Source organism: Oxobacter pfennigii, assembly GCF_001317355.1.
Classification (GTDB): domain Bacteria; phylum Bacillota; class Clostridia; order Clostridiales; family Oxobacteraceae; genus Oxobacter; species Oxobacter pfennigii.
Map to the genome: position 1 here is coordinate 103,774 of NZ_LKET01000039.1, position 26,000 is coordinate 129,773.

At 41.2% G+C, this 26,000-nt stretch carries 19 protein-coding genes and 2 riboswitches; of the genes, 18 read left to right on the plus strand and 1 reads right to left on the minus strand.

The genetic code is table 11. The features are described from left to right. Positions 1 to 12 precede the first annotated feature (12 nt). The 18 genes from OXPF_RS13800 (at position 13) to OXPF_RS13885 (ending at position 24,499) form a co-directional block, all read left to right on the plus strand. The gene (locus OXPF_RS13800) at positions 13 to 987 is read left to right on the plus strand and encodes an AAA family ATPase (protein WP_242854411.1); all 975 of its coding nucleotides are present in this window, start codon (positions 13 to 15) and stop codon (positions 985 to 987) included. Next, positions 988 to 1,827, plus strand: coding sequence for a DUF58 domain-containing protein (locus OXPF_RS13805; RefSeq protein WP_054875806.1), 840 nt, complete (start codon positions 988 to 990; stop codon positions 1,825 to 1,827). A 1-nt stretch (position 1,828) separates the two neighbouring features. After that, positions 1,829 to 3,340, plus strand: a complete 1,512-nt coding sequence (locus OXPF_RS13810) for a vWA domain-containing protein (protein ID WP_054875807.1) — start codon at positions 1,829 to 1,831, stop codon at positions 3,338 to 3,340. A gap of 1 nt (position 3,341) precedes the next feature. Then, positions 3,342 to 5,855 carry a VWA domain-containing protein gene (locus OXPF_RS13815; protein WP_054875808.1) on the plus strand — a complete coding sequence of 838 codons (2,514 nt, stop codon included), beginning with the start codon at positions 3,342 to 3,344 and terminating at the stop codon, positions 5,853 to 5,855. Between the two features lie 18 nt (positions 5,856 to 5,873). Then, entirely contained in the window at positions 5,874 to 7,457 is a 1,584-nt protein-coding gene (locus OXPF_RS13820) for a prenyltransferase/squalene oxidase repeat-containing protein (RefSeq protein ID WP_054875809.1), read from the plus strand. 154 nt (positions 7,458 to 7,611) lie between these two features. Further along, positions 7,612 to 9,678 (plus strand): hypothetical protein, encoded by a 2,067-nt coding sequence (locus OXPF_RS13825; RefSeq protein ID WP_054875810.1) that lies wholly within the window; start codon positions 7,612 to 7,614, stop codon positions 9,676 to 9,678. A gap of 75 nt (positions 9,679 to 9,753) precedes the next feature. Beyond that, the gene (locus OXPF_RS13830; protein WP_054875811.1) at positions 9,754 to 10,410 is read left to right on the plus strand and encodes a hypothetical protein; all 657 of its coding nucleotides are present in this window, start codon (positions 9,754 to 9,756) and stop codon (positions 10,408 to 10,410) included. Between the two features lie 140 nt (positions 10,411 to 10,550). Further along, the gene (locus OXPF_RS13835; RefSeq protein ID WP_054875812.1) at positions 10,551 to 12,635 is read left to right on the plus strand and encodes an Ig-like domain-containing protein; all 2,085 of its coding nucleotides are present in this window, start codon (positions 10,551 to 10,553) and stop codon (positions 12,633 to 12,635) included. Positions 12,636 to 12,759: 124 nt separating this feature from the next. After that, entirely contained in the window at positions 12,760 to 13,899 is a 1,140-nt protein-coding gene (locus OXPF_RS13840; RefSeq protein ID WP_054875813.1) for a DUF4430 domain-containing protein, read from the plus strand. Positions 13,900 to 13,927: 28 nt separating this feature from the next. Continuing rightward, entirely contained in the window at positions 13,928 to 15,976 is a 2,049-nt protein-coding gene (locus tag OXPF_RS13845) for a cell wall-binding repeat-containing protein (RefSeq protein ID WP_054875814.1), read from the plus strand. 635 nt (positions 15,977 to 16,611) lie between these two features. After that, positions 16,612 to 16,792: riboswitch (cobalamin riboswitch) on the plus strand. Positions 16,793 to 16,934: 142 nt separating this feature from the next. Further along, entirely contained in the window at positions 16,935 to 17,675 is a 741-nt protein-coding gene (locus OXPF_RS13850) for an energy-coupling factor ABC transporter permease (protein ID WP_054875815.1), read from the plus strand. 3 nt (positions 17,676 to 17,678) lie between these two features. After that, positions 17,679 to 18,017 carry an energy-coupling factor ABC transporter substrate-binding protein gene (locus OXPF_RS13855; RefSeq protein ID WP_054875816.1) on the plus strand — a complete coding sequence of 113 codons (339 nt, stop codon included), beginning with the start codon at positions 17,679 to 17,681 and terminating at the stop codon, positions 18,015 to 18,017. Continuing rightward, positions 18,004 to 18,795 (plus strand): cobalt ECF transporter T component CbiQ, encoded by a 792-nt coding sequence (gene cbiQ, locus OXPF_RS13860; protein ID WP_054875817.1) that lies wholly within the window; start codon positions 18,004 to 18,006, stop codon positions 18,793 to 18,795. The genes OXPF_RS13855 and cbiQ overlap by 14 nt, the downstream gene beginning before the upstream one ends. Further along, the gene (locus OXPF_RS13865) at positions 18,796 to 19,653 is read left to right on the plus strand and encodes an ATP-binding cassette domain-containing protein (RefSeq protein WP_054875818.1); all 858 of its coding nucleotides are present in this window, start codon (positions 18,796 to 18,798) and stop codon (positions 19,651 to 19,653) included. It begins immediately after the preceding gene. 223 nt (positions 19,654 to 19,876) lie between these two features. Beyond that, positions 19,877 to 20,057, plus strand: a riboswitch (cobalamin riboswitch). A gap of 143 nt (positions 20,058 to 20,200) precedes the next feature. Beyond that, the gene (locus OXPF_RS13870; RefSeq protein WP_054875819.1) at positions 20,201 to 21,016 is read left to right on the plus strand and encodes a class I SAM-dependent methyltransferase; all 816 of its coding nucleotides are present in this window, start codon (positions 20,201 to 20,203) and stop codon (positions 21,014 to 21,016) included. A gap of 90 nt (positions 21,017 to 21,106) precedes the next feature. Beyond that, positions 21,107 to 22,645, plus strand: a complete 1,539-nt coding sequence (locus tag OXPF_RS13875) for an ABC transporter substrate-binding protein (protein ID WP_054875820.1) — start codon at positions 21,107 to 21,109, stop codon at positions 22,643 to 22,645. A 79-nt stretch (positions 22,646 to 22,724) separates the two neighbouring features. Beyond that, positions 22,725 to 23,714 carry a FecCD family ABC transporter permease gene (locus OXPF_RS13880; protein ID WP_054875821.1) on the plus strand — a complete coding sequence of 330 codons (990 nt, stop codon included), beginning with the start codon at positions 22,725 to 22,727 and terminating at the stop codon, positions 23,712 to 23,714. Beyond that, positions 23,714 to 24,499 carry an ABC transporter ATP-binding protein gene (locus OXPF_RS13885; RefSeq protein ID WP_054875822.1) on the plus strand — a complete coding sequence of 262 codons (786 nt, stop codon included), beginning with the start codon at positions 23,714 to 23,716 and terminating at the stop codon, positions 24,497 to 24,499. Before OXPF_RS13880 ends, OXPF_RS13885 begins: the two co-directional genes overlap by 1 nt. A 252-nt stretch (positions 24,500 to 24,751) precedes the next feature. Here OXPF_RS13885 and OXPF_RS13890 read toward each other — a convergent pair whose 3' ends face one another. Beyond that, positions 24,752 to 25,966, minus strand: a complete 1,215-nt coding sequence (locus tag OXPF_RS13890) for a molybdopterin molybdotransferase MoeA (RefSeq protein ID WP_054875823.1) — start codon at positions 25,964 to 25,966, stop codon at positions 24,752 to 24,754. Positions 25,967 to 26,000 lie beyond the last annotated feature (34 nt).

Genomic DNA, 26,000 nt, shown 5'->3' on the forward strand with positions numbered 1-26,000 from the left:
GAGGGAAATTAATTGGAACAGGTAGGGATAAAAAATTTTTACAGCAGTTACATGAGAGCAGAAGAAGAGATAAAAAAAGTAATAATAGGGCAGGACTCCGTCATAAAATATGTGCTCATAGGAATGATGGCAGGGGGAAATGTCCTGCTGGAAGGCATGCCCGGCCTTGGCAAGACACGGCTTATAAAAGCAATAGGAAAGGTTTTTGATCTGGAGTTTTCACGTATACAGTTTACTCCTGACCTTATGCCGTCGGATATTACAGGTGCTGAAATCATAGACAGCAGTAAGGGAAATATTGATTTTGTATTTAAGAAGGGTCCGGTGTTCAGTTCCATACTCCTCGCCGATGAAATAAACAGAGCCACCCCAAAAACTCAAAGCGCACTCCTTCAGGCCATGGAGGAGAAAAGAGTTACTGTGGGAAACAAAACATACGAACTGCCGGACCCGTTTTTTGTGCTGGCTACCCAAAACCCTCTGGAAACGGAAGGCACATATCCGCTGCCCGAAGCCCAGCTGGACAGGTTTATGTTTAAGGTAAACATAGAATTGCCGGATATAGAGGCCATATCGGCCATAGTGGATTTAACCACCGGCGACGATTCGGGGGAAGAAACTGCCGTGAAAGTGCTGGACAGGGAAAGCATAGTTAAGATGCGGAAGATATCAAGGAGTGTGCTGGTAGCGGATACGGTAAAAAAGATGGCAATAGATATAGTGTCCAACACCTACAGCGACAAAACCGACATAAAGATGGTAAAAGACTATGTTAAATGCGGCGCCGGCATAAGGGCGGTGCAGTCCATCATACTTTCTTCAAAGGTAAAGGCCTTAATCGAAGGCAGGTATAATGTGTCCTTTGAGGATATAAAAGAAATGGCATACCCTTCCTTAAGGCACAGGATATTTTTAAACTTCAATGCCTTTTCGGATAAGGTAAAGGAAGATGATATAATAGAAAGCCTTTTGAGCAGGGTGAAATAAATGGAAAAATTCTTGAGGGACTTAGAGCGCGCTTCATTAAATATAAGGGGGAGAATATCCGGTTATCTGACGGGAAATTATAAAAGCAGCAGGCTGGGGGACTCCTATGACTTTTACGGCATAAGGCCCTATTATACCGGAGACGATATTAAAAATATAGACTGGAAAGCCTTTGGCAGGACGGGGAAAATATATACCAAATTATTTACCGAGCAAAAGCAGATAAATGCGGCCGTACTTCTGGATAACAGCAGGTCCATGGCCCTTGGGCAGCCTTCAAAATGGGAAACTGCAAAGCTTTTTTCCATCGGTATTGGTTATATAATCCTTAAGGAGCTAAACAGATTGAATGTATATTCCTTCAACGACAGCATAGAATTGAATTTGCATAATTTAAACGGGAAGAAGCTTATATATTATATCTCAAATGAGCTTGACAAAATCAAGCCCGGCGGAGGAACTGATTTTAAGGGAGCCGCATCAATAGATGCAAACAGCAGGGGGATAATTTTTATAATAACGGACCTTCTGGGTGACAACATAAATAATTTCCTGGACAATATTTCTCAAAGATATGAGAAAAAGGTGCTTATACATATAATTGCCAGGGAGGAGCTATATCCCGAATTTAAAGGGAGAATGAAACTTATAGATATGGAGACGGGGGAATATGTAATGAGGGATATAGGGGAAAGTGAGCTTGCCATATATAGAAATACATTAAACAGCTTTGTGGAAGGCTGCAAGGAGCAGTGTGAGAAAAGGGGGATAAAATATATACCCGCCCGGGGAAATGCATCTTTAACGGATACTATATTGAAGGCGGTTGAGGTGGAATAGCATGTTTTTTTTAAAACCTTTAAGGCTGCTGGCTCTTTTAGGACTTATATTTATAGTTTTAATTCATTTGAAAAGAAGAAAGCCAAAGGAAATGGAAGTATCCAGCATAAAGCTGTGGGAAAGGGTATTTGCCGATATAAGCAATGTAAAGAAAAAAAGGATAAATAAATACCTGCTGCTTATACTCCAGCTTTTAATAGGATCCCTTATAATATTTTCCTTCAGCGAGCCTTATTTACTCTCAAAAAACAAGGATAACATATACACCCTGGCCTTTGACTGCTCAATGTCCATGAACGCTGTTGAAAAGGGGGAAAGCAGGATGAATACCGCCGTAAAAAAGGCGGGGGAATTTATAGACAGCACCCCTTCAGGCTCAAGATTCAATATATTGAGTATGGAAGAGAGTGCAAAGGTTTTAAAAGAAAACCTGGGGAAAAGTGAGGCAAAGGCTGCCATAGGGCAGTTAAAACCTTCAAATAACCCCCTGGATGCAGAAAAAAGCAGCAAAGTATTAAACAGCTTCGGAGAAAATGTGGTAGTATTCACAGACAAGGATGTTTTTAAAAATAAAAATGTAATAAAGCTGGGAGAAACCTTAAGGGATCTGGGGATCGTATATGGAAGTTTTGAAGCCGGCTTGGAAAGCAGCTACTGCATTGTAAAAAATTATGGGGATTCACAGGTAAATGCTGATGTGGCCTTAAAGGATGAGAAGGGGAATAGATTGGGCTTAAATGATGTCACGTTAAAGGGAGGGGAGGAGAAGAAGGTATTCTTTTATGACCTTCCCCAAGGAATACAATATATAAATTTCAGCCTGGAAAATGAAGATATGCTTCTTGAAAATAATTATTATCCGGTAGAAGCCCTTGCGGAGAAAAAAAAGGTACTCCTGCTGGGAGAAAGCTACTATGTCGAAAAGGCTATAAGTATATTGCCTTATGTGGAGCTCATTAAAAAAGATAAAGTGGATTTTTCTAAGGAAGAATTTGATTTTTACATAATAGCCGGGGATGAAACAGAGGGTGTGCCCAAGGATAAAGCCCTATGGTGGGTTAAAGAGGTAAATATTGGCTCCGGCATTCCAGTGGTTGAAGGAGAAATTTCCTTTGAGGACGATAAATTCTCCTATGGGCTTAATAATATCAAAGCCCAGGGCCGGGGCTATGAGACAGCCGGGGATGAAGAGACGTCGGCTTTAATTAAAATAGACGGCAAAACCCTCATGTACATGGATAAGAACAGACATATTTATTCCACTGTGGACTGGGATAACAGCCCCCTGGTATTTACACCGGCATTTCCCATATTTATAGATAATCTCCTGGGCTATTACTTAAAAGAGGATGCCAATTACAAATACAGGGATTTTGTTATTAACAATGAACAGGATGAAGGGATAAGCGGGACTTATAACGTTTTTTCAAATATAAGCATAAAAAATGTGCTTATATTGGCAGTCATTATATTACTGATACTGGAATGGCGGGTGTTTAAGCTTGGATATTAGTATGAATACATTAATACTGATGTTGTTTCTTGCAGCTTTGGTTTACTTTGTATATGAAGCTTTTAAAATGAAGGAATTATGGAGCAGAAAAAAGCTTATATCATGGCTGGGAGCCAGGCTTGGAATACTGATACTTTTGTTTCTGGCATGGAAAGGCTTTGGAATAAATCTTACAAATAATGAAACCACAACTATTTTTCTGGCAGATGCATCTTTAAGCGTAAGCGAATATAAAAAAGAGATTGAGGACTATATAAATTATGAAATTGAAAATAAAAGCAAAAATGAAAGATATGCGGTAATAGGCTTCGGAGAGGATACGGTTATAGAAGTGCCTCTTACATATGAAAAACAGGTTGTAAGGTTATCCTCCAATGTTAAAAATAATTTTACCAACTTAGAAAAGGCCCTGGACTTTTCCATAGATTATTTCCCGGAAAACAATAATAAAAAACTGGTGGTCATTACAGATAAAAATGAAAATAAGGGTGATATAAATGCCCTGAGAGATAAAGTGAAAAAAAAGAATGTAAACATCATGGTCAAGGAAATAAACAACTACAAGGAAATGGATGTGCAGCTCTCAAGTATTGAAGGGCCGGATAATATAGAAGGTTATGAAAGCATCCCTTTAAGAGTTGTGCTGGAGAGCAATTATGAAGACAGCGGATATATTTACATATATATGAATGGCAGCAGAGTCATAGCATCGCAGGTACAGGCTGTGCCAGGAGAAAATATTTATGAATACACATTACCCCTGGAAGGGCAAAATGAAATATTTATAAGAGGGGAAATAGATTTTCCGGGGGATGAAAATAAATTCAACAATACGTTCTCCCTGGAGAGAAGGGCAGGCGGCATTGCAAAGGTTCTGGTTATAAGCGAAAAAGAAGAGGACGAAAGGAACATAAACAGGCTTCTTGACAATTTGAAAATAGAAAGGGTCAACTATGCACCCGGCGCCCTGCCAGATGATTTAAACTTTTTATCGGATTTTAACCTGGTGATACTGGCAAACACGGAATATCAAAACCTTCCCCAGGGCTTTGCCGACAACCTTGAAAAAGCCGTCGGCAATTTTGGGACAGGCTTTCTGGCGGTAGGAGGAGAAAATTCCTTTGCTTTAGGAGGATATGAAGATACAAAGCTGGAGGGCATCCTTCCTGTATCCTCCAGAATGCAGGGTAAAAGGGAGCAGGGAGATACGGGGCTGGTGCTTTTGGTGGACTGCTCGGGCAGCATGGACGATGAGGCCGGGTCGGTTAAGAAAATAGAGCTGGCAAAAAAGGGGGCGGCAGAAGCAATAAAAGCCCTGGAAGAAGAGGATTATATAGGGGTACTGGCATTTTCCGATACCCTGGAATGGGTGGTGCCCTATCAAAAAGCCGGGGATAAGGATAGGCTGACAGATGAAGTGGAAAAGCTGAAGTCCAAAGGAGGGACGCTGATTATCCCCGGGCTTATTGATGCTGCTGAAACCTTAAAAAATTCGGAAGTTAAAGTCAGGCACATAATTTTATTGACAGACGGCCAGGCTGAAAAAGATGGCTTTGACAAATACATAGAAGAGATGAAAGAAAACAATATAACATTATCCACGGTGGCCGTAGGAGAGGATTGCGACAGGGAAGTCCTTGATTACCTGTCGGGCTCTTTAGAAGGGAGGCAGTATTATTCAACGGACTTTAGGACGGTGCCTCAGATAATATCAAAGGAAACTAGGATTTCCCAGAAAAAATATTTAAATAACGATGCCTTTGAGCCAAAGGAATACGGCAACCTGTTTAATACAGGCGGATATGAGCTGCCGGATCTTAAAGGCTATATGGGCACAGGAATTAAAAACGGAGCAGAAATGATGCTGGCAAGCCATTATGAAGACCCTATACTGGCTGTGTGGGACTACGGCATTGGAAAAGCCGGGGCATGGACCCCGGATTTAAGCGGAAAGTGGTCTGAAGACTGGATAGGATGGGAGGGATTCAACAGGTATTGGTCTTCAATAATTGACTATCTTAAGAAAGGAGATGGGGGGAAAAATATAAGGCTCCGGATTGACAAAGAGGGAGGAAACGTAGGCTTACTGGCGGTTTACGAAGGGCCGTACACGGAAGGGGAGGTGAGCTGCACCGTCACAGGGCCCGATAATCTTGAAGAAAGCATAAACATGGTATTAAGCGAAAAAGGAGAATATGCCGGGAGCTTTTCCTTAAATAAGGAGGGAAGGTATAAATTTACGGCATTTTTAAAAGAAGGGGAAACTGTCACAGAGAGGGTAGAGAAAAGCATTTACCTTGATTTTTCTCCCGAATATGAGCTTAAGTATGATGAAATTAAAAATATGGACAGACTGATTGCAGAATGCAACGGGAAATACCTTAATTCAAATGAAAGTGTTTTTGATGAGGCCGTATTGAACAAAAATGTATCCTACATGGATTTAAGCTTCATTATGCTGCCCATGGCGCTATTGATATTTTTAGTTGATATATTGCTGAGAATGGGTTTTTAAAGGAGGGAAGTTTATATAATGAAAAACAAAAAACCGGTCAGGATCATCCTGATGGTTCTTGCAGCTTTAATATGCATCGGGAGTATGGGCTACGCAAACAGCAATGCCCGCAGAAAGGCAGCGCTTAAAAAGAAAATTTACGATGCCTCTCAAAAGACCATACAGCACTACTATGATACCTATGAGCCCCGGGAATTCGCCGGCTTAATGGACTGGCCCGCTCTGGGACTGTATGGCTTTGGAGAGGATATAAGCGGTCCTGTCTGGACCGTAAACGGGAAAAATGCCGCTTACTGGAGGGAAGAACAGGTAAAAGCAAAAGAGGGGCTTTCGGAAACTAAAAATACCGATTACCAGAGGACGCTGATAGGAATAGTTTCTGCCAACAGGGACCCCAGAAATTTCGGAGGCATTGACTTTGTAAAGACGGTAAAAGAAACCATGCTTCCAAACGGTCATTTTGCGGATTCCGTAAAGGATACCCGGACAAAAGTGCCCATAGGGGATGATCTCATTAATTCCCAGTGCTTCGGGATAATATCACTTTACTGTGCCGGAGAGCCCACCCCCAATAGGGATAAGGCTATAAGGTGGCTGGAGAAAAACCAGCATGTTGACGGGGGATTTACCTGGGATGTTAAGGATTACAGCGACAAGGAAGATTATTTGAAGGTGACCTCCGATGTGGACATGACGGCATCGACCCTTATGGCTTTCAGCATATTGAAAATGGATACGAATTATCCGCCCGTTAAAAGGGCGCTGGAATTCTTAAAAAACCAGCAGCTTGACAACGGGGGCTTCCAGTCCTGGGGAGTACAAAACCCTGAAAGCACTATATGGGCAATACAGGCACTGCTGATGCATGGGGAAAATCCTCTTGACAAGGCCTGGGAAAAAACTAAGGACTGCGGGCCTGTAGAATTCATTTTGAAGCACCAGCTTGAAAACGGCACCTTTACCCATGTGCTGGATGAAAAGGATATGCTTCCCGTATACGACAACAGCATGACTACTTATGAAGCCTTATACGGTATGGCTGATGCTTACAACGAAGAAACGACCTATACAAAGCTTTATAAGGCAAACAGGCCCCAATCAGAAAAGCTGCTGTTCAGTGATTTCAAGGAAGGGGACTATGGCTATAATGAGGCAGTGGAAGCAGCATATGACTATGTTATTGATATTTATGCCGACGGCACCTTTAAACCCCATAAGAATGTAACAAAGGGAGAGCTTGCCAGGTACATGGTCAATGCTTTGAATCTGCAGGATGAATTTTACAGCAAATACAGCGGTGATGAGCTTAAATTTGTAAATGAAAACTCAGATGTCCTGGAAATAGACAGTGAGGACAATTATATAAAGCTTTGCCTGGAAAAGGGCATATTTCAGGGTATTGATAGCTTAGATAAGGAAGGTGAAAAGGAAAGAGAAATAAGGAGCGATGAGCTGATTCCAGCATTGCTCAATGGGGGAAAACTTATAAATAAAAATCTGGAAGCTGAAAAGCTTGAGTTTGACAGTTTCATTAGCGGTGAAACTGTCAGCAGGGCACAATGTGCCGTAAGCCTCAGTAAATTCATGAAACTGGTTAAATAATTTTAACCACAAATATTAAATTCTCCCCCTTGGCAATGCTGTTTACATAGATGTAAACAACTTAATTATAGCAATTAATTTATGCGCATAAAAGAGAGGAGGAATTTCTTTATTAATTGGTTTACCTTTACAAAGCATGATTAGGAGGTAAAAAATGTTTAGTAAAAAAACCGGAATATTAAAAAAGAATATATGCAGAGTCCTTGTGTTTACTATGATGTTATCCATAGTATGCAGCGGATTTTCAACTATAGAAACAGCCCGGGCACAAGAGCCGGAGGATACCACTATAAATGAAGAAATATCAAATACTGATACAGATATAAACGAAGAAAACGATGTAAACGAAGAAAATCCGGGAAATGAAATTGAAACAGGAACAGATGAAGAAAATGAGATGCCGGCAGAAATGCCTCAAAGTGAAAATGAGGAAGAGGATAAAGAAGTTTTCATTTATAGTACTCAAGCAGTGACCACTCCCACCATAACTATAGTCAATTCCTTTAACAATGTAAAAGTAGGAGATGAAATAGAGCTTGAAGTTGAAGACGAAGCTGGGCAGGCAGTTCCTGCAGGAAATTTAAGCTTTTCCGTAAGCGATGAAGAATTAGGCAGGATGGACGAAGAAGTACCCAATAAGTTTATTGCCTTATCTTCAGGCACCATAGCTTTGGAAGCCGCATTAAAAGATGATCTAAATATAAAGGATGAGGTGGAATTTACAATTACCAATCCTTTCAGGGAAAGAGCGGAGCAGGCAATAGAGGGTGCTATTGAAAGCGCGGAAGAAGAAAATTATAGCAGCGACTGGATGGTAATCGGACTGGTAAGGGCAGGAAGGTGGGATTTGATACCGGCTGACTATTTGCAGAATGCAGCAGATTATATAAACGCCAATATCAATGATGAATTTACCAGAAAGCCGACGGAAGCGGAAAGGAAAGTGCTGAGCATACTGGCTGCAGGCGGAGACCCCACAAATATAGGGGAAATAAATCTCATTAACTGGATAAGCAACGCCAATTTAAGCGACCAGGGGCTTAATGCTTATATCTTTGCACTCATAGCTTATGACTCCAAACAATATGAACTGCCTTCCGGTGCAGCCTGGACAAGAGAAAGATTGATAGATGAGATATTGAATGCCGAATGCAGTAATAATAGTACAGCCAACCCTTATAAAGAGCTAGGCGGATGGGCATTATCCGGTTCAAGTGCCGACACCGACATGACAGGAATGACTATGACGGCGCTGGCTCCATATAATAATTCCGACTATCCTGAAGTGCAGGCTGCAATAAACAGGGCTGTAGACTGGTTGTCTTTTGCACAAGACTTGAGCGGAGGCTATGGAACCATGGGTTCTTTAAGTTCAGAAAGTTGTGCCCAGGTGATAATGGGACTGTGCACAAACGGTATAGACCCGACAGGTGAAAGGTTTACCAAGAATGGCAAGAATGTCATCGATGCGCTGTTGAGCTTTGAATTGCCGGAACATAAGGGATTCGCCCATGTAAAAAGTAGCAGCGGAACATTACGGTGGAATGGAATGGCAACGGAACAGGCATTGTATGCGCTCGACCAATATATTTATTTTCTTGACCAAAAAGGCTCTATTTATTGGTGGGCAGATGAGCAAGATGAGACTCCGCCGGTTATTACGGTAACAGTTCCGGATGGAGATGTACTCATAGATAGACAATTTATATTTACAGTAACTGCCATCGATAATGTAGACGGACCTGTAACTCCGGTAGTTAAGTTAAATGGAGAAATCTTAGAAGAAATAGACGGGCAATATAAAGGATATGTGATAGACGGAGACAATATATTAGAAATAGAAGCGGAAGACTCGGCAGGAAACAAAAGCGTTGAGACATACACTATAAATTACGCCGACTACCCTATTGTAATAGAGAGGATAGGGGAAGAAAGCTTAAGCAAGGGGTCAAGCACACAAGTCAGCTTCTCTGCAGAAAATATTTCTAATGTAGACCAATATGTCATACTATGGATAGAACTAACTAAAAATGGTGATGAGCCTGAAATAGTGAGTTACAGTTATGTGACGAAATTTTTAAAGGCAGGGGAATCAGAAGTATTTACGGCCGGGTTTATCATACCTGATGATGGTGAAGACTATTATATTGAAGCAGTAATCTGTAATGATTCCGAGTATATGGAAGAATTGTCAGACGATATCATCATATATGCAGAGTAAAAAACAAATAACAACAGCTGCAGCATCACACTTGTATTTGATATTGCAGTTTGTATTAATGTGAGGAGGCGAAAAATGAAAAGAGTATTTAAGAGCCTTATAGCAGCCATATTCATCATGTTGGTTATGAGCAGCACAGCTTTTGCACAGGTAAATTTAGATATTAAGGTTAGCGGAACAGAAGTAACAATAGACGGTTCTTCGGACCACCCTTCAGGGGATGTCACTATTCAGATCTGGAGCGGAGATAAAAGATATTATATAGATGCCGCAACGACAGATTCGTCAGGGGATTTTCATTTTAAATTCAATACAAAAGAAGGGCTGGATTACCAGGGGAAAATAAACGTAGCCGGTGAAACCAAAGAGTTCAGTTTTTCAACCAAGGCCCAGGAAGGGGCGAAGGTTGAAGCCTATAGGATAGACGTAAAGCCCATTACTAAGGGTGAGGTTCAAGCAGTCGGCTTCGCTATAAAAAACATTTCGGATGGGAATCAGGATGTTACATTCATAGTGGTATTGTATGAAAAAAATACTATGAAAATGCGTGATTACAGCTATGTGAAGAAGGCCCTGTCTGCTTCGGAAGAGGAAGTATTTGTAGCCGGTTTTACTATACCGCCCACCGGGAACTATGTTGTTAAAGCAATAATCTGTGACAATATAGAGTCTGTTAATGAAGGTACGTTGATGAACGTGCTGGTTGACCCCGTAACAATAGGTGTAGAATGAAGAATTAAATGATCACTGCAGAATTTAATACATTTGATACTGCAAGATGCACATTAAAATAGGGGACATGCTGTCTCTTTGTCAGGAACACCACACAAAAAGATCAGGTATGTCCCCTTAAATCCAAAAGGAGGTAAAAAATGAAAAAAGTATTTAAAAGCCTTATTGCAGCTATACTTATCGTAATGACTATGAGCAGTATTGCTTTTGCACAGGTAGGTTTAGATATTACGGTTAACGGCGCGGAAATAACGATAAACGGTACTTCGGATCATCCTTCAAAAAACGTTATGATTCAGACCTGGAGCGGAAATAAAAAATATTATATAGACGCCGCCCAAACGGATTCCGCAGGGAATTTTAGTTTTGAATTTAATACGGAAGAAGGCCTGAATTATCAGGGAAAAGTAAACGTAGGCGGTGAGCTTAGAGATTTCAGTTTCTCAACTAAATCTTCAGAGGAAATTGCAGTTCAAAGCGTAGAATTAGATGAAGACACATTAGAATTGGAAGTAGGGGACAGTGAAACACTGACAGCTACCATTTTGCCTCAAAATGCCACAAATAAAAAGTTAGTGTGGAAGTCTTCGAACACTGCGATAGCTACGGTAGACCAGAATGGAAATGTCACGGCCATAAAAGAGGGCGCCACTCAGATAGAAGTAGCCAGTGAAGCGGACGGGAGTAAAAAGGATACGTGCGACGTAACAGTTACAAAAGGTGGCGGCGGGCCGGGACCAACACCTACGCCGGAAGAAGTAAGCGTGTATATAAGAGTGGAAGGATATGACGAGACCTTTGTACCTAGAAAAAGGGTAAAAGTAAGTCTGTTTGATTTAACGGAGTATTTATCAAAAGCTTCAGGCAGTTCGGCACAGCCTTCACCAGGATGGGGTGTGGATAAGTTTGACGGGCCAACAAATGCCCATGCTATAGTAACAGCGCTTAAGGGTATAAATTTTAAAAAGGATAAGGATTACAGACTTGAGGATTACGGATACGCCCTGTATATATCCATGATAGGGGGAGACCGGGAAATAGAACGTGGAACTATGTCAGGCTGGATGTATAGCGTAAACGAGAGACTTCCTAATGTAGGATGCCAGGAAAAATTATTAAAAGAAGGCGACGAAATATTATGGTTTTATGGGGCCTTTGGATTTGAAACATGGGTTACCGAGCTGACTGCAGATAAGAAAGAGGTCAAAGCCGGAGAAGAAGTATCGGTGGAACTTGAAGGAACAAGTGCAGATATAAATACCAATAAGCACACAACAGCTAAAATAGCAGATGCTACCATACTGGTGAACGGTAAAGAATACAAGGTGGACGGAAAGGTTGTAAAGACAGACAAAGATGGAAATGCGGCGATAAAATTTGATAAGGCCGGATCCTACACCCTGTCTGCCGTAAGATATGGAGAAAACAACAAAGGCAGCCAAAAAGATATAGTAAGGCCCATACCGGTAACTATAAAGGTAACCAGTGAAACATCTGGACCACCACCAACTAGCGGCAACGGTTCAACTCCACAACCCAGCAACCCGGTAGTAGATGAAGCCAAGAACAGGATTGATGAGGTTTATATAGGCGAGAGTGAATTACAGGTTACCAGACAAGATGGCAAGAAAGTAGCTGCAGTGGATTCAAATTTAATCTCAACAAAAATTGATGAAATAAACAAGATTATTAAGGAAATAGAAGAAGAGAATCCCGGGACAACACTGGGTGACGACGTAAAAGTAGTCAATATAAGGCTCAGCGAAGATGCGGATTTGAATACTGCTTTGCAGCTTCAAAGCGATGTCATCGAAAAGCTTAAGGCGGCGGGCTTTGGGATTAATATTGTCTTTAACGATACGGAGTTTAGGCTGCCTCCGGCTGCAATAGGAACCATAACTTCCGATGAAATTGTAGAGATAAGGAAAGACAATGTAGCAGCCGATGTTTTGCAGGATGTTAACGAGGCCGTACCTGCCGGCACCAGATTACTGTCTTCGGTATATAGCATGAGCTTATATAAAGTAAGCAAAGACGGTAAAAATGAAGAAAGAATGGACTTAAAGGGTACCACGGTGTCTATGAAAGTAAATCCTTCGGATATGCAGAACATAAGTGCAAATAGCCTTAAAGTCAACTACTATGACAGGGTTGCTAAAAAATGGATTGCTCTTGATGCAAGATATGATGCCGGAAAGAATATGGTTGTTGCAGAAGTCCAATAAAAAATGATTATATGGTGGGCTATTAATTTGGATATACCTCCGAAATTTCCATGGCATCCAAAATTTCCATTTTGATAGCTTCATCATATATATAATTTAAAACTTATGGAGGCATGGCTGCAATATGAATAAGAAAAAAAAGATAATCATAAGCTGTTTAGCCGTCATTGCCATATTAATTTGTTGTTTAGTAACAGTCAGCTGTAAAAAAGATACCGCTGTTCCCAATCCTTCAAGGGTGGTAGTAAATGCTCCCGGTGATAATAACAAGGACGGGATTGAAAATATAGAAGACGGCAATATAAGTGAAACTTCAGAAGAGGAAAAGAATCCGGAAAGTGTTAAGGCAGAAGATGAAACCAGTGAAATGCCGGAAGGAAAGGCTGATGAAACCCAAAAGGAAGAGCCCGGTAAAGAAGAAAAGGAAGAAAGCAAGGATGTAAAGGAAAATGAAGGCGCCGGGCAAAATGAGGAGCCCCAAAAAGAAACTGCCGTACAGGTTACTCCCGGCAGCGATGAAAATGAACAGGCCCCGGATAAACAGGCTACAGTATATATAAGAGTGGAGGGCTATGATGGGACTCTGGTGCCCAGGAGGTCAGTAACGGCAGGCATATTTGATCTGGGTCCATATTTAGGCAAAGCATCAGGCTCCTCGGCAGGACCTTCCAGCGGTTGGGGTGTGGATAAATTTAAAGAGCCCACAGCTGCCCATGCTCTGGTAAAGCTTTTGCAGGATTCGGGATATGAGCCCGGTAAGGATTACGACCTTCAGGACTATGGATGGAGCCTTTATGTAGCCATGATCGGAGGGAACAGGGAATTTGATTACAGGAGTACTTCCGGCTGGATGTACAGGGTCAACAATGTGCTGCCTAGCGTAGGATGTGACGGGACTCCCATAAAGGGAGGAGAAGAAATACTCTGGTATTTCGGAGTATATGGTTTTGACACGCTGGTAACCGAAATGGAAATGGATTCTGCCGATGTGAAGGCCGGTGATGAGGTAACGGTAACCTTAAACGGCATTAAAAACGACATAAGCACCTGGAAGGAATACCGGGAGCCTGCAAAGAAAGCAGAAATATATGTAAATGGAAGTCCCCTTATAGTAGATGGGAATAAGGTTGTTACAGGCGATGACGGCAAGGCCGTTATTAAATTCGATACCCCCGGCGTTTATATACTGTCGGCGGAAAGAGTAAACGACAAAAATTTAAAGGACCTGGTGAGGCCTCAGCCCGTTACCGTAAATGTAAAATAAAATATAAGTGAAAGGGTGATAGTTCACTATGAAAAGAAAGATAAAGTCTATCTTATCTTATATAATGGTATTTTTATTGGCATTCAGCACCTTGAATATATTCGGTATAAACGCGAGGGCAGCGGATCAAAGCCTGCTGCAAAAAGTGAATGCGGCAATTGAAAAGACCCACAACTATATAATAAAGAACAATACCTGGAGCAGCGACTGGAAGACGGTGGCCTTCAATAAGTCGGGGCTCAGCCTTCCGGAGGGATATAACAGCAGTTATTTGAAGGGTGCCGCAAAATCCTTGGAAGAGTCCGGCGGATATTTTTATAAGGTGACGGATTACGAAAGGACAGCACTTGCCGTGACCGCAGCCGGTGGAGACCCGGCAAATGTCGGCGGGTACAACCTTTTGGATAAAATATATAACTTTAACGATCCTCAATACCCTGACAGGGAAATTGATTTTCAAGGGTTAAACGGGGTTGTATACGGATTGATTGCATTGGACTCAAAAAATTATGAAGTACCGGCAGGAGCAAAATATACAAGGGAATACATGCTTGACTATATACTGAACAACAGAAACAGCGACGGCGGATGGGACTTAAACATGAACGGCACAAAAAGCGATGTGGATATAACAGCCATGACATTGATATCCCTGGCTCCCCATCATGATTATGTCAGTGCAGGCGGCAAAACTGTAAAGGATGCAGTCGACGGCGCTGTAGAATGGCTGTCAAAGGCCCAGAGGCAGGACGGAGGGTTTAATTCCTGGCTTACGGAGAACAACAGCGAAAGCTGTGCCCAGGCTATAATAGGCCTTTGTGCCAATGGCGTAGACCCTGCGGGACCGCAATTTACCAAGGACACAAACCTGATAGAGAATATTTTAAAATTCCAGCAGAAAAGCGGCGAATTCTATCATTTGCTGGATGGCCGCGAAGGAGTCAATGGTATGGCGACAGAACAGGCATATCAGGCAATTATCGCCTACAGAGACTTTGCAAACGGAAAGGGTTCAATATACTGGTTCGATGGAGGAAAAACTCCGGAAGCTGATGACATGAAGGCTGAATCCATAAGTCAAACCACCAATTATTATGCAGACGGCCCGGGAATCGACCAGGACATTTTCATCGTTACAGGTGAAGAAAGCACACAAAGGCTATATGGCCAGGATAGGTTTGAAACTTCCTTGAAAATAGCCGAAAAGCTGGCTTCATACGTTGACGGCGGGAAATTTCAAAATGTGGTAATATCCTCCGGCCTTAATTTCCCCGATTCATTAAGCGGAAGCGTACTTGCAAAAAAACTTAACGCTCCCATATTATTGACAGGAAATAATGCAGCTGAAAGCCAGAAGGCTATAAACTATGTAAACAGCAATCTTGATAAGTCCGGAAATATTTACATACTGGGCGGAGAAGGCGCTGTTGATATAAGCATAGAGAACAGCCTAAAAGAGCTTGGATATAGCAATATAAAGAGAATATGGGGCCAGGACAGATTTGAGACCAGCGGAGCCATAGCCGGCGAACTGAATGTTGCAGCAGGCACTCCCGTAGTTATTGTAAACGGCATGAGTTTTGCCGATGCTTTGAGCGCCGGAGCCGCCGCCAGCATAAAGGGTTATCCCGTGCTTTTAAGCGATAAGGATACCTTGCCTTCCAACATAAAGAGCTATATAAGCAATATTAAGCCTTCAGATGTATATGTTATAGGGGGAGAAGGCGTACTGGCTAAAAGCATTGAAAGCGAGATAAGCAGTTTGAACCCGTCGTCAAAAATAACAAGGCTGTTTGGAATGGACAGGTATCAGACTTCTCTTAGGGTTAACGAATTCTTCAACTACAATGAATATGTGTTGCTGGCTACAGGAGAGGATTATCCCGACGCATTGTCAGGCTGCGCCTTGGCGGCAGCCATAAACGGTTCCATACTGCTGGTGGACGACACCTCCATAAACACCCAGCTTCAATTTATAAACAAGGATAACACAAACTCCGTTATAATACTGGGAGGCAGTGCCGTAGTGAGCGGAACCATAGAAAATGCCGCAAAACAGGTGTTATCTGTACAGTAAGATGGATAAGATGGATATGTGCAGCCTGTAACCGTCCGGTTGGCACATAGATAGTATGATTAGTGAAACTTAAATATAATATTGGGACCAAAACTTTTAATGAACCTTAATGCAGTACCAACTATGGCAATAAAATAAATTTAGGAGTTTTCTTTAAAGCAGATTTTATTATTGGCGTTAATTACCTTTCTGCCGCTTCTTTGTGGTAAGAGGGTAATTGCGCCATTTTTATTTTTTATTAATATGGAGGTGTTAACTTGAAAATCAAAAGATCAGGCAAAAAAGTATTATGTACCGCATTGACGATACTGTTGCCTCTATGTCGAAGAATTAAAAAATATTCATCAGCCCGCATTGCGGGCTGATGTAATCCGAGGGGTGGTCGTTTGTGACTACCCCTTTATAACCTGCATCAAATAGGCTGATGCTTTCAGCAGAAAAATAGGCATGACAAGGTGAACCATACCTTGACCACAATTTTTACCCATGCTAAAATGGGAAGCAGCCGGGGGTTTAAGGGGAAAAATTCAGCTTTGAAAACAGGCCTTCAAAGCTTCCTGCATTCGGCAGTCAATTAAATAATTATTTAAAAGCTATTGAGATAGTTCCAATATCTTGATATAATATAGAAGACAATTGAATTGCGAAATACAGGTTTAATCTATTTAGATTATAAAAGGGAAGCAGGTGAAAGTCCTGTACGGTCCCGCCGCTGTAAATGTGGAGCCATTACACTTCTAAGCCACTGGTTATCCGGGAAGGCGTGTCATGGTGATGATGCTAAGTCAGAAGACCTGCCTGTATTTAAAAACACCATTACACTCTACGAAGGATAGGGAGGTGCAGCTGATGAAGACAATTTATTTATGTGGATTCATATAGCCTCTTGACCTAAAGTCGGGAGGCTTTAGTTTTGGCAATTTTACATGACAGTATTAAAATTTAAGGAGTGGATTTTATGTCAAAGCGTTTGCAGGTTTGTTTAGGAATAATGCTGATGATTTTCTTTATACCCTTTAAAGCTTCAGCCATGCATATAATGGAAGGGTTTTTACAGCCAGGATGGGCTATAGCCTGGGGAGCATTCACAATACCATTTGTAGTCTTAGGTTTATTTAAAATAAATAAGACGGTTAAAGAAAACCCGCGTGTTAAGATACTTCTTGCCATGGCAGGTGCTTTTGCTTTCGTATTATCGGCGCTGAAGCTGCCTTCAGTAACAGGAAGCTGTTCTCATCCCACAGGAGTAGGATTGGGCGCCATACTTTTCGGACCTACAACCATGTCGGTATTAGGACTTATCGTACTTTTATTTCAGGCAATATTACTGGCTCACGGCGGGTTGACGACCCTTGGCGCCAATACTTTCTCAATGGCAGTAGTAGGACCGCTGGTATCCTTCGGTGTATATAAACTGGTAATGAAGGGAAAAGGCCCCCAGTGGCTTGCAGTTTTTTTGGCTGCAGCATTAGGCGATTTGGTTACATATATGACTACTTCCGTACAGTTAGCTCTTGCTTTCCCGGCAGAAGTCGGAGGATTTGCTGCATCTCTTGCTAAATTCATGGGTATATTTGCCGTAACACAAATACCTCTTGCCATAAGCGAAGGTATATTGACAGTTATAATATTCAATGCCATATCAGCATATGCCAAAGACGAATTACAAGATTTAAATTTATTGGTGAAGGAGGCTTAATATATGCAAAGTCAGGCAGTTAATAAAACAAGTAAAGGCAGTCTTTTTACTACAAACCTCTTATTATTATTGCTGGTTGTCGTCATTACCGTTGTTCCCCTTATAATTGCAAAGGATGCAGAGTTCGGAGGTGCCGACGGTGAGGCCGAAGAAGCAATAACTGAAATAAATACAGAATATGAGCCATGGTTTTCACCTATATACGAGCCACCCAGCGGTGAAATTGAAAGTCTTTTATTCTCATCCCAGGCAGCTTTAGGTGCCGGCATTATAGGCTACGGTATCGGTTATTTTGCAGGGCGTAAAAAAGGCCGGACGGAGCACGTTCATGGTAAACATTGATAGATATGCCTATGCTTCAAAGTTAAAAAAAACAGATCCTATGCTGAAATTTGTCTTCGCCATGCTTACCCTCGGAGTGTGTCTTTGGGCAAATTCTATATTGATATCCATCATAATACTTTCCATAATGGGGTGGGTTGCCGTCTGCAAGGGCGGCACTCCCTTCCTGCTTTTTGTAAAGATGTTACTTTTACCTATGTCTTTTTTGATTATCAGCTTGCTGACCATAGCCATTAATGTATCAAATAATCCTGAAATTTTTTTAGTTTCACTTAAAATGTCTGATTTCTGGATTGGCGTATCAAAAGAAGGATTAAATGATGCGGCACTGCTTTTTTTCAAGGTTATGGCCTCGGTATCCTGCTTGTATTTTTTGTCTCTGACGACACCTATGATAGATTTGCTTTCGGTTTTAAGAAAGCTAAGGGTGCCCAAGCTCATGGTGGAAATGATGAGCCTTATATACAGATTTATTTTTATACTTTTAGATACGGCAGATACCATGTATACCGCCCAGAGCTCAAGGCTGGGGTATTCAAGTATAAAAAGGGGATACCGTTCTCTTGGCGCCCTTGCATCCACTCTTTTTATAAGGTCATATAAACGTTCAAATGACTTATATACTGCCCTAGAAGCCAGGGGATATGACGGAGAGCTTAATGTTTTAGAGGAAGAATTTGAAAAAAGTAATATAAAATATGCCGGTGTCGTATTGATAAATGTAATTTTTATTTTAATTGCTTTGTACTTAAGACAGTATTCAGGGGGTTTATATTAAATGAGCGAAAATATACTGGATGTAATTGATCTTCATTATTCTTACCCCGATGGAACTCATGCATTAAAAGGTGTGAATATGGAGATTAAAAAAGGTCAGACGACTGCAATACTTGGCGGAAACGGCGCAGGAAAGTCCACGCTTTTTCTTAATTTAAACGGAATTTTGAGGCCGACTTCCGGGAGAATAAATTTTGACAGGAAACCCGTTGATTATTCACGAGAAGGTCTAAATAAGCTGCGCCAGGCCATTGGAATTGTATTTCAGGACCCGGACAGCCAATTATTTTCAGCCAGCGTTTATCAGGATGTTTCCTTTGGGGCAATGAATATGAAGCTTCCGGAGGAAGAAGTGCGTAAAAGGGTAGATACAGCAATGAAAAGGACGGGAATTTACCACTTAAAGGATAAGCCTACCCACAACTTAAGCTTCGGCCAAAAGAAACGTGTGGCAATAGCAGGTATATTGGTTATGGAGCCTCAGGTACTTGTCCTTGACGAACCAACAGCAGGCCTTGATCCTATGGGGGTGAGCGAGCTGATGAAGCTATTGCAGGAAACTCAGGACGAGCTTGGGCTAACGATCATAATTTCCACTCATGATATAGATATAGTGCCCCTTTATTGCGACCGGGTCTATGTGATGGATGAGGGAAAGATTATAATGGAAGGCACGCCAAAGCAGGTATTTTCCGAAAAAAATGCCATACGCAGTGTGCATTTAAGGCTTCCAAGAATAGGTCATCTTATGGAGATATTGAAGGACAAGGATGATTTTGATTTCAAGGAAATACCTGTGACCATAGCAGGAGCCCGCAAGGTATTGAAGGAATGGAGAGATGAGAACAAACAGCAATAGAGTATTGTGAATATGATATTTGAGTACCTTTTTGATAATACGAAGTTATCAGGAAGGTATTTTTATATGCTTTGCAAGGTGCGTTTTTCTTTATATAACTGTTAAAGAGCATAAAATATTTTAAATTTAGCTATAGTTTTTATTAATACAGAATTAAATATTACGATTGCAAATAAATGAATTCTTAATTGACTTGAAATTTTTCACATGTTACTATTGAGCCAATTAAAGACTATAAACAGGTGTCGATTAATTGAGTCGATGAAAAGGGAAATGGGTTGAAATCCCATGCGGTCCCGCCGCTGTAAAAGAGTAGTCCTTGCAAATATGCCACTGGGCAACCGGGAAGGCTGTAAGGATGATGATACTTGAGCCAGAAGACCTGCCTGTTTGTAAACCATAAAACTTCTGCGAGAGATGGAGGGTGGTGTATTAGAGTTTGTTTAAATTTGCAATGAACTCCTGATTTTTCATCTTTGTGGATGGATATCAGGAGTTTTTTATTTGATTTTGTCTATCTGTAAATTCTAAATAAGGAGTGATGAAAGTGAATTTCGATTATTTTGACAAGCTGTGGAACAGCAATGTGTCTTCTGTTGAAGAGAGCAGAAATCACTGGGATTTCAGGGCAAAGGACTTTAACAGCAACAAATCCGAGAAAAATGTTAAGCAGGTTGTTAGCTTCTTTCTTGAAAAAGGAATGCTGCATGAAGGGTGCGATGCTATCGATATAGGCTGTGGTGCAGGGAAGTACGCAATAGAACTTTCCCAAATTGCAAGCAATGTTACCGCACTGGATATTTCTCCGAAGATGCTGGAATATGCAAAGGAAAATGCTGAAAAAGAGGGAGCAGTAAATATTAAATTTTTGGAGATGCCCTGGGAAGAAGTAAATGTGGACGAATTAGGGTGGAATAAAAAATTTGATTTTGCGGCAGCTATAATGAGCCCTGCTATAAACAGCAGAGAAAGCCTCGAAAAGCTCATGAAGGTTTCAAAGGGCTACTGCTTTATGAGCGGACATTTAGACAGGCATGAAAAGGTCATGGAAGATATCGAAAGGATAGCACTTAATAGAGAACCGTCCAATATAGAATATGGCAAAAATATTTATTTAAGCTTTAACACATTGTGGATATACGGGATTCATGCCGAAATTACGTATCATAACATGGACAGGGAGATAACAAGAACCCTGGAAGATGCCTTCAATTATTACTGCGCTCAGCTGCAGAGAAAGTCAGAATTCAGTGACAGTAAAAAAGAAGCCGTTAAAAAATATCTTGAGGAAATATCAGAGGAGGGTTTTGTTAAGGATACCTTTAAGTCAAAAAATATATGGATGTACTGGAAAAATCCTTAAAAGATATAATTTTAGTTTTATAGGAGGTGAATAGCCAAAGTAAAACGTTTTGGTTAGAATCCAAATAAAAACAAAGAAGGGTGGATAAAAATGAAAAAAAGATTTATGACAAGCATGGCTGCATTTTTTATCATGGTATCTATGATAGCAGCCGGGTGCAGTCAACCGGCCGCAACCAATACGGCCAATCCAACTGAAGCTGCAAGCAGAGCAGGCAGCTATACCGGTAAGGCGGAAGGCTACCACGGAGAGCTTGCAGTAACAACGGAAATCAATAGAGAAGGCAGGATTGTGAATATTACCATAGGAGAAAATACGGAAACAAAAGGCATAGGGACTGTTGCAATAGAAAAGATGCCTAAACTCATCATAGAGTCACAATCCCTTAATGTGGATATAGTTTCCGGCGCTACCCTTACAAGCAACGGGATAATAAATGCGGTTGCAAACTCCCTGAAGGCGGCGGGAGAGGACCCCTCAAAATACGCTTATACCGCCCCTCAGGAAAAAAATGAAGAATTGCCAACTGTTGCAATAAATAAAAATGCCATACCTGAAAAGCAAAAAACCACAGGCTCTATAACGGTAACGGATGCAAAGGGCAGAAATGTAACCATAGACCTTCCCATTTCTTCATATGCCATCAGTACAATGGATGTCATCGACTATATTATACCCCTTAAAGGCAAGGATGCTTTTAACATGCTGGTGGCTTCAGGGCAGGACGGCGGCGGAGGGATACAGAAGTACGCAAAGCTGTATGAATCCACTGTCGGCAATTATATGGAACATTTGGGACAGATATCCGACCATAATGCTCCTTTTGACCTTGAAATGATACTGTCCATGGATCCCGATGTTATAATAGTTAATTCAGCAATGTCGGCCCATAAATATGCTCTGGAAATAGAAGAACAACTTACGGCTGCAGGAATAGACATAGTCCTCATAGATGTTCCCGGCAAGAAAATGGACAAGTCTGTGCAACAAACAATGAAAATATTAGGACAGATATTCCAAGAGGAAGAAAAAGCTCAAGAGGTTGCAGCCTTTATTGATAAACAGTATGAATTAATAGCTTCAAAAAATCTTTCCGAGCGCAGAGACAAGCCAACGGTCTACTATGAAAAATCAGGATATTCCGAAGTTTATGGCAGCACATCATCAAGTGCTTCTGGCTGGGGTACTTCCATTGCCATTGCCGGCGGCGAAAATATTGCCGATGCGCTCCTTAAGGACACTGCGGCTTCAGGCGGCGGCAGCAACACCCTTGATCCTGAGTATGTTATAAAGGCCGACCCGGACTACATTATTTTAAGCGGAGTCAATGACGGGTGGCTGGATATACTCAAAGAAAAAGAAGAATGTGAATTTGATATAGTGAAAAGAACGGGATGGAATGACCTGACGGCAGTTAAAAACGGCAATTTGTACGAATTTGCTCATGCTACAAACAGATCCATATTTGCATTTTATCCTTGCCTTAAAATGGCAAAGATTTTTTACCCCCAAGAATTTGCCGAGGTCGACCCGGATCAAACTTTAAACGAATTCTTTGACAGGTTTATGCTCCTTGACAGCGATATTACTACCTGGTTCATGAGCCTTGATGACAGTACTTCTCATTAAAAATTCTAGGGAGTGATTCAAAATAAAGCATGAGGAAAGTGTAAACCGGAAACTATACAACAAGCTTATAAAGAAAAGGATGGTATTAATAACCGGACTTCTTACAGGAGTAGCCTTCCTGATGATACTGAACATTTCAATCGGGTCATCTTCAATAGCTATCGGTGAGGTATTACAGGTGCTGCTTACGGGAAAAGGGAATGGACATAACCCCATGATAATTATGGATATACGTTTGCCTATGGCTCTTATGGCGGTTGTTGTCGGAGCATCTTTAGGCATCGGCGGATGTGAAATACAAACAATACTGCGCAATCCTATAGCAAGCCCATACACCCTTGGAATTTCTGCCGCGGCATCATTTGGCGCAGCCATGGGGCTTATTTTAAACACAAATTTATTTAATGTTTCGGATACGCTGGCTGTAACAGCCAATGCATTTGCATTTTCGCTCCTTGTGGCTGCAGCCATATATATATTTTCACGTCAGAGACAAATCGGCAAGACTGCCATTGTTTTGTTCGGGGTAGCTTTAAATTTTCTTTTTAACTCTCTTACTATGATTTTGCAGTATATCGCAGACGAGGATAAGCTTCAGAGCTTAATATTCTGGAACTTCGGAAGCCTTTTGAAAACAACGTGGAGCAAGTTCTTCATAGTATTTGCAGTGCTTCTGATATGCTTTGCCATTTTGCTTAAAAACGCATGGAAACTCACAGCCATGACCCTTGATGATACAAAGGCCAGGAGTATAGGGGTGGATACTGCTAAAGTACGGAGAATAATCATTTTTATCACTTCTCTGCTTTCCGCCGTAGCTGTCTGCTTTGTAGGGACCATAGGATTCATAGGACTTATTGCTCCCCACATAGCCCGCCAGCTGGTGGGAGAAGATCAGCGTTTTTTCATGCCTCTTTCGGCATTAATGGGCGCTTTTGTGATGTCTCTGGCTTTTGTAATAAGCAAGGTCATTATAAGAGGGGTCATATTGCCTATAGGTCTTGTTACGTCAGTAATAGGAATTCCCTTTTTTATAATCATAATATTCAGTAAAATGAGGAGTATGTGATGCTTACCTTAAATAATTTGAGCTTTTCCTATAAAAAGAATAAAACATCGCACAAGGTATTCGACGGCCTGAATCTTGCCTTTGGCAGAGGTTTTAATGTAGTCCTTGGGCCTAACGGAGCAGGAAAATCTACCCTTTTAAAAGCCATTTTCGGATTGCTGGATTATGACGGGAACATATTATACGGCAAAGAAAGTATTACTCACATGGACACCGAAAATAAGATAAAGCTTATGTCATATTTGCCTCAGATGGATGTGGATATATCTGCTCTCACCGTACTGGAAATGGTCATTTTAGGGAGATTGCCTGAACTTAAGTCTAAAGTGTCAGATGAAGATCTGAATATCGTTATGGACACCCTTGAATCTCTTAATATAGCTTCTCTTGCTGCCCGCAACTTCAGTGAATTAAGCGGAGGGCAAAAAAAGCTTGTGTTTATCGCACAAACTCTGGTCAGAAATCCTAAATTGATACTACTTGATGAGCCTGTAAACTCCCTTGATTTGCAAAAACAGCTGGAGCTGTGCCAGCTTCTTCAAAAAATAGTGGGCAGGCAGGGCGTGGATATCATAGTCGTTATTCACGATATAAATCTTGCGGCAAGATATGCACAGCATGTAGTCATCATTGATGAAAAAGGCTCGGTTCACAGTTCCGGCAAACCCGGAGATGTAATTACATCTCAAATGCTAAAAGAAGTTTATGGTGTAATAGCTAATTTAACTTACGATGAAAAAGGAGTACCGACAGTTTCACCTATCTGTTCGGTACGGAAGGTATAAAGATTTTCCGGTAAAATGCAAAGGGGCTGTGTCATTAGTTACTTCAGTGGATTAAGGTGAGAACAAAAGCACCTCGTTTCCTAAATCTGTGATATGCTCCCTTCATGATTAACAGTGTTTTTATGTTTAACTGTCTCTCATAAAGGGAGCATATCACTATGTGGAGAGGAGTGCTTAATTTTATATTTATTTTAATATGTTTTAGGAGACCATTTTTTATAAATTTGACTTATGAAGCGGCCTCTTTTATATTTACAGCAGTATTACCTTGACTTTATCCCCTTTCTTTAATGGACCTGAGCCTGCCGGTACATCAATTATGGTGTTGCAGCCCATCAATGACTTTATTATTCCCGGACTCTGATTTCCCGTCAGTGTTACTTTTAATATACCTTCTTCTATGAAACTGCGGCACCGCAGCATCCGCCTCTGGGGACTTGTTTTCTTAAAATTATCTTCTAAGACAGCGGGAGTTATTATATGTTCAGCAGATTTCATTCCCATGGCCTTTTTTATTGCCGGCACTGCAAGAAGCAAATAAGTAATAATTGAAGCCGATGGATTTCCTGAAAGGCTCAAAATAAGTTTATTATCCTTTATGGAACATACCATTGGAGTTCCCGGACGAATATCCACTCTCCAGAACAATATATCTGCGCCGATTTTTATTAAAGAATCCTTTACGGCATCATAATCCCCTACAGATACTCCTCCTGTAGTAATGAGAATATCAACTTGTGGTAAAATATCTGATATTTTTCGAGATATCATATCACAACTATCGGTGGCTATGCCGCCGTTTATCACATTGCAGCCCATTTGCTTCAAATGGGAAGTCAGGTTATATAAATTGCTGTTGTATATTTTTGCAGGTTTTAATGGTTCAGTAATTTCAATAAGCTCATCGCCGGTGCTTAAAATGCCTATGGCGGGCTTTTTATAAACCTTAGCCTCTGAAATTCCAAGGGAGGCTAAGGCACCGATAGCCGCAGGTTCCAGCATAACTCCTGCTTCAATGAGAGTTTCATCTAATGCTATATCCTCTCCGGCAAAGCAGATATTTTCACTTGATTTTAAGGGTTTAAAGATTTCAATAAAACTGCCGCCTTCTTTAACATCTTCAAAACGTATGACAGCATCAGCTCCTTTTGGTATGGGAGCGCCGGTAAGGATTTTTACCGCCTGGTCTTTGCCCACAATGCTTTGACTTTGGCTGCCAGCAGGAACCTCTTCAATAACTTTAATCTTTACAGGCGCATCAGCACTGGCGCCGGTTGTATCAACAGATCTTAAGGCATAACCGTCAAGGGGCGAGCGGTCAAAAGGCGGAAAGTTCATGGGGGATTTCACATCTTCATACAAAACACGCCCAAGGGCTTCAGACAGTTCAGCGCATTCACTTTGTACGACTCTTACCTGCTTTTGTATTATCTCATATGCTTCTTCAAGTTTAACAAACTCTTTCATTTGTGCACCCCTTAGTTAAATATTATCTTAAAAT

Coding starts and splice junctions, on each gene's coding strand:
- OXPF_RS13820 (WP_054875809.1), top strand. CDS start 5,874: ATGAAAAACAAAAAACCGGTCAGGATCATCCTGATGGTTCTTGCAGCT.
- OXPF_RS13890 (WP_054875823.1), bottom strand. CDS start 25,966: ATGAAAGAGTTTGTTAAACTTGAAGAAGCATATGAGATAATACAAAAG.
- cbiQ (WP_054875817.1), top strand. CDS start 18,004: ATGGTAAACATTGATAGATATGCCTATGCTTCAAAGTTAAAAAAAACA.
- OXPF_RS13835 (WP_054875812.1), top strand. CDS start 10,551: ATGAAAAAAGTATTTAAAAGCCTTATTGCAGCTATACTTATCGTAATG.
- OXPF_RS13855 (WP_054875816.1), top strand. CDS start 17,679: ATGCAAAGTCAGGCAGTTAATAAAACAAGTAAAGGCAGTCTTTTTACT.
- OXPF_RS13885 (WP_054875822.1), top strand. CDS start 23,714: ATGCTTACCTTAAATAATTTGAGCTTTTCCTATAAAAAGAATAAAACA.
- OXPF_RS13880 (WP_054875821.1), top strand. CDS start 22,725: ATGGTATTAATAACCGGACTTCTTACAGGAGTAGCCTTCCTGATGATA.
- OXPF_RS13865 (WP_054875818.1), top strand. CDS start 18,796: ATGAGCGAAAATATACTGGATGTAATTGATCTTCATTATTCTTACCCC.
- OXPF_RS13815 (WP_054875808.1), top strand. CDS start 3,342: ATGAATACATTAATACTGATGTTGTTTCTTGCAGCTTTGGTTTACTTT.
- OXPF_RS13840 (WP_054875813.1), top strand. CDS start 12,760: ATGAATAAGAAAAAAAAGATAATCATAAGCTGTTTAGCCGTCATTGCC.
- OXPF_RS13875 (WP_054875820.1), top strand. CDS start 21,107: ATGAAAAAAAGATTTATGACAAGCATGGCTGCATTTTTTATCATGGTA.
- OXPF_RS13845 (WP_054875814.1), top strand. CDS start 13,928: ATGAAAAGAAAGATAAAGTCTATCTTATCTTATATAATGGTATTTTTA.
- OXPF_RS13825 (WP_054875810.1), top strand. CDS start 7,612: ATGTTTAGTAAAAAAACCGGAATATTAAAAAAGAATATATGCAGAGTC.
- OXPF_RS13810 (WP_054875807.1), top strand. CDS start 1,829: ATGTTTTTTTTAAAACCTTTAAGGCTGCTGGCTCTTTTAGGACTTATA.
- OXPF_RS13830 (WP_054875811.1), top strand. CDS start 9,754: ATGAAAAGAGTATTTAAGAGCCTTATAGCAGCCATATTCATCATGTTG.
- OXPF_RS13850 (WP_054875815.1), top strand. CDS start 16,935: ATGTCAAAGCGTTTGCAGGTTTGTTTAGGAATAATGCTGATGATTTTC.
- OXPF_RS13805 (WP_054875806.1), top strand. CDS start 988: ATGGAAAAATTCTTGAGGGACTTAGAGCGCGCTTCATTAAATATAAGG.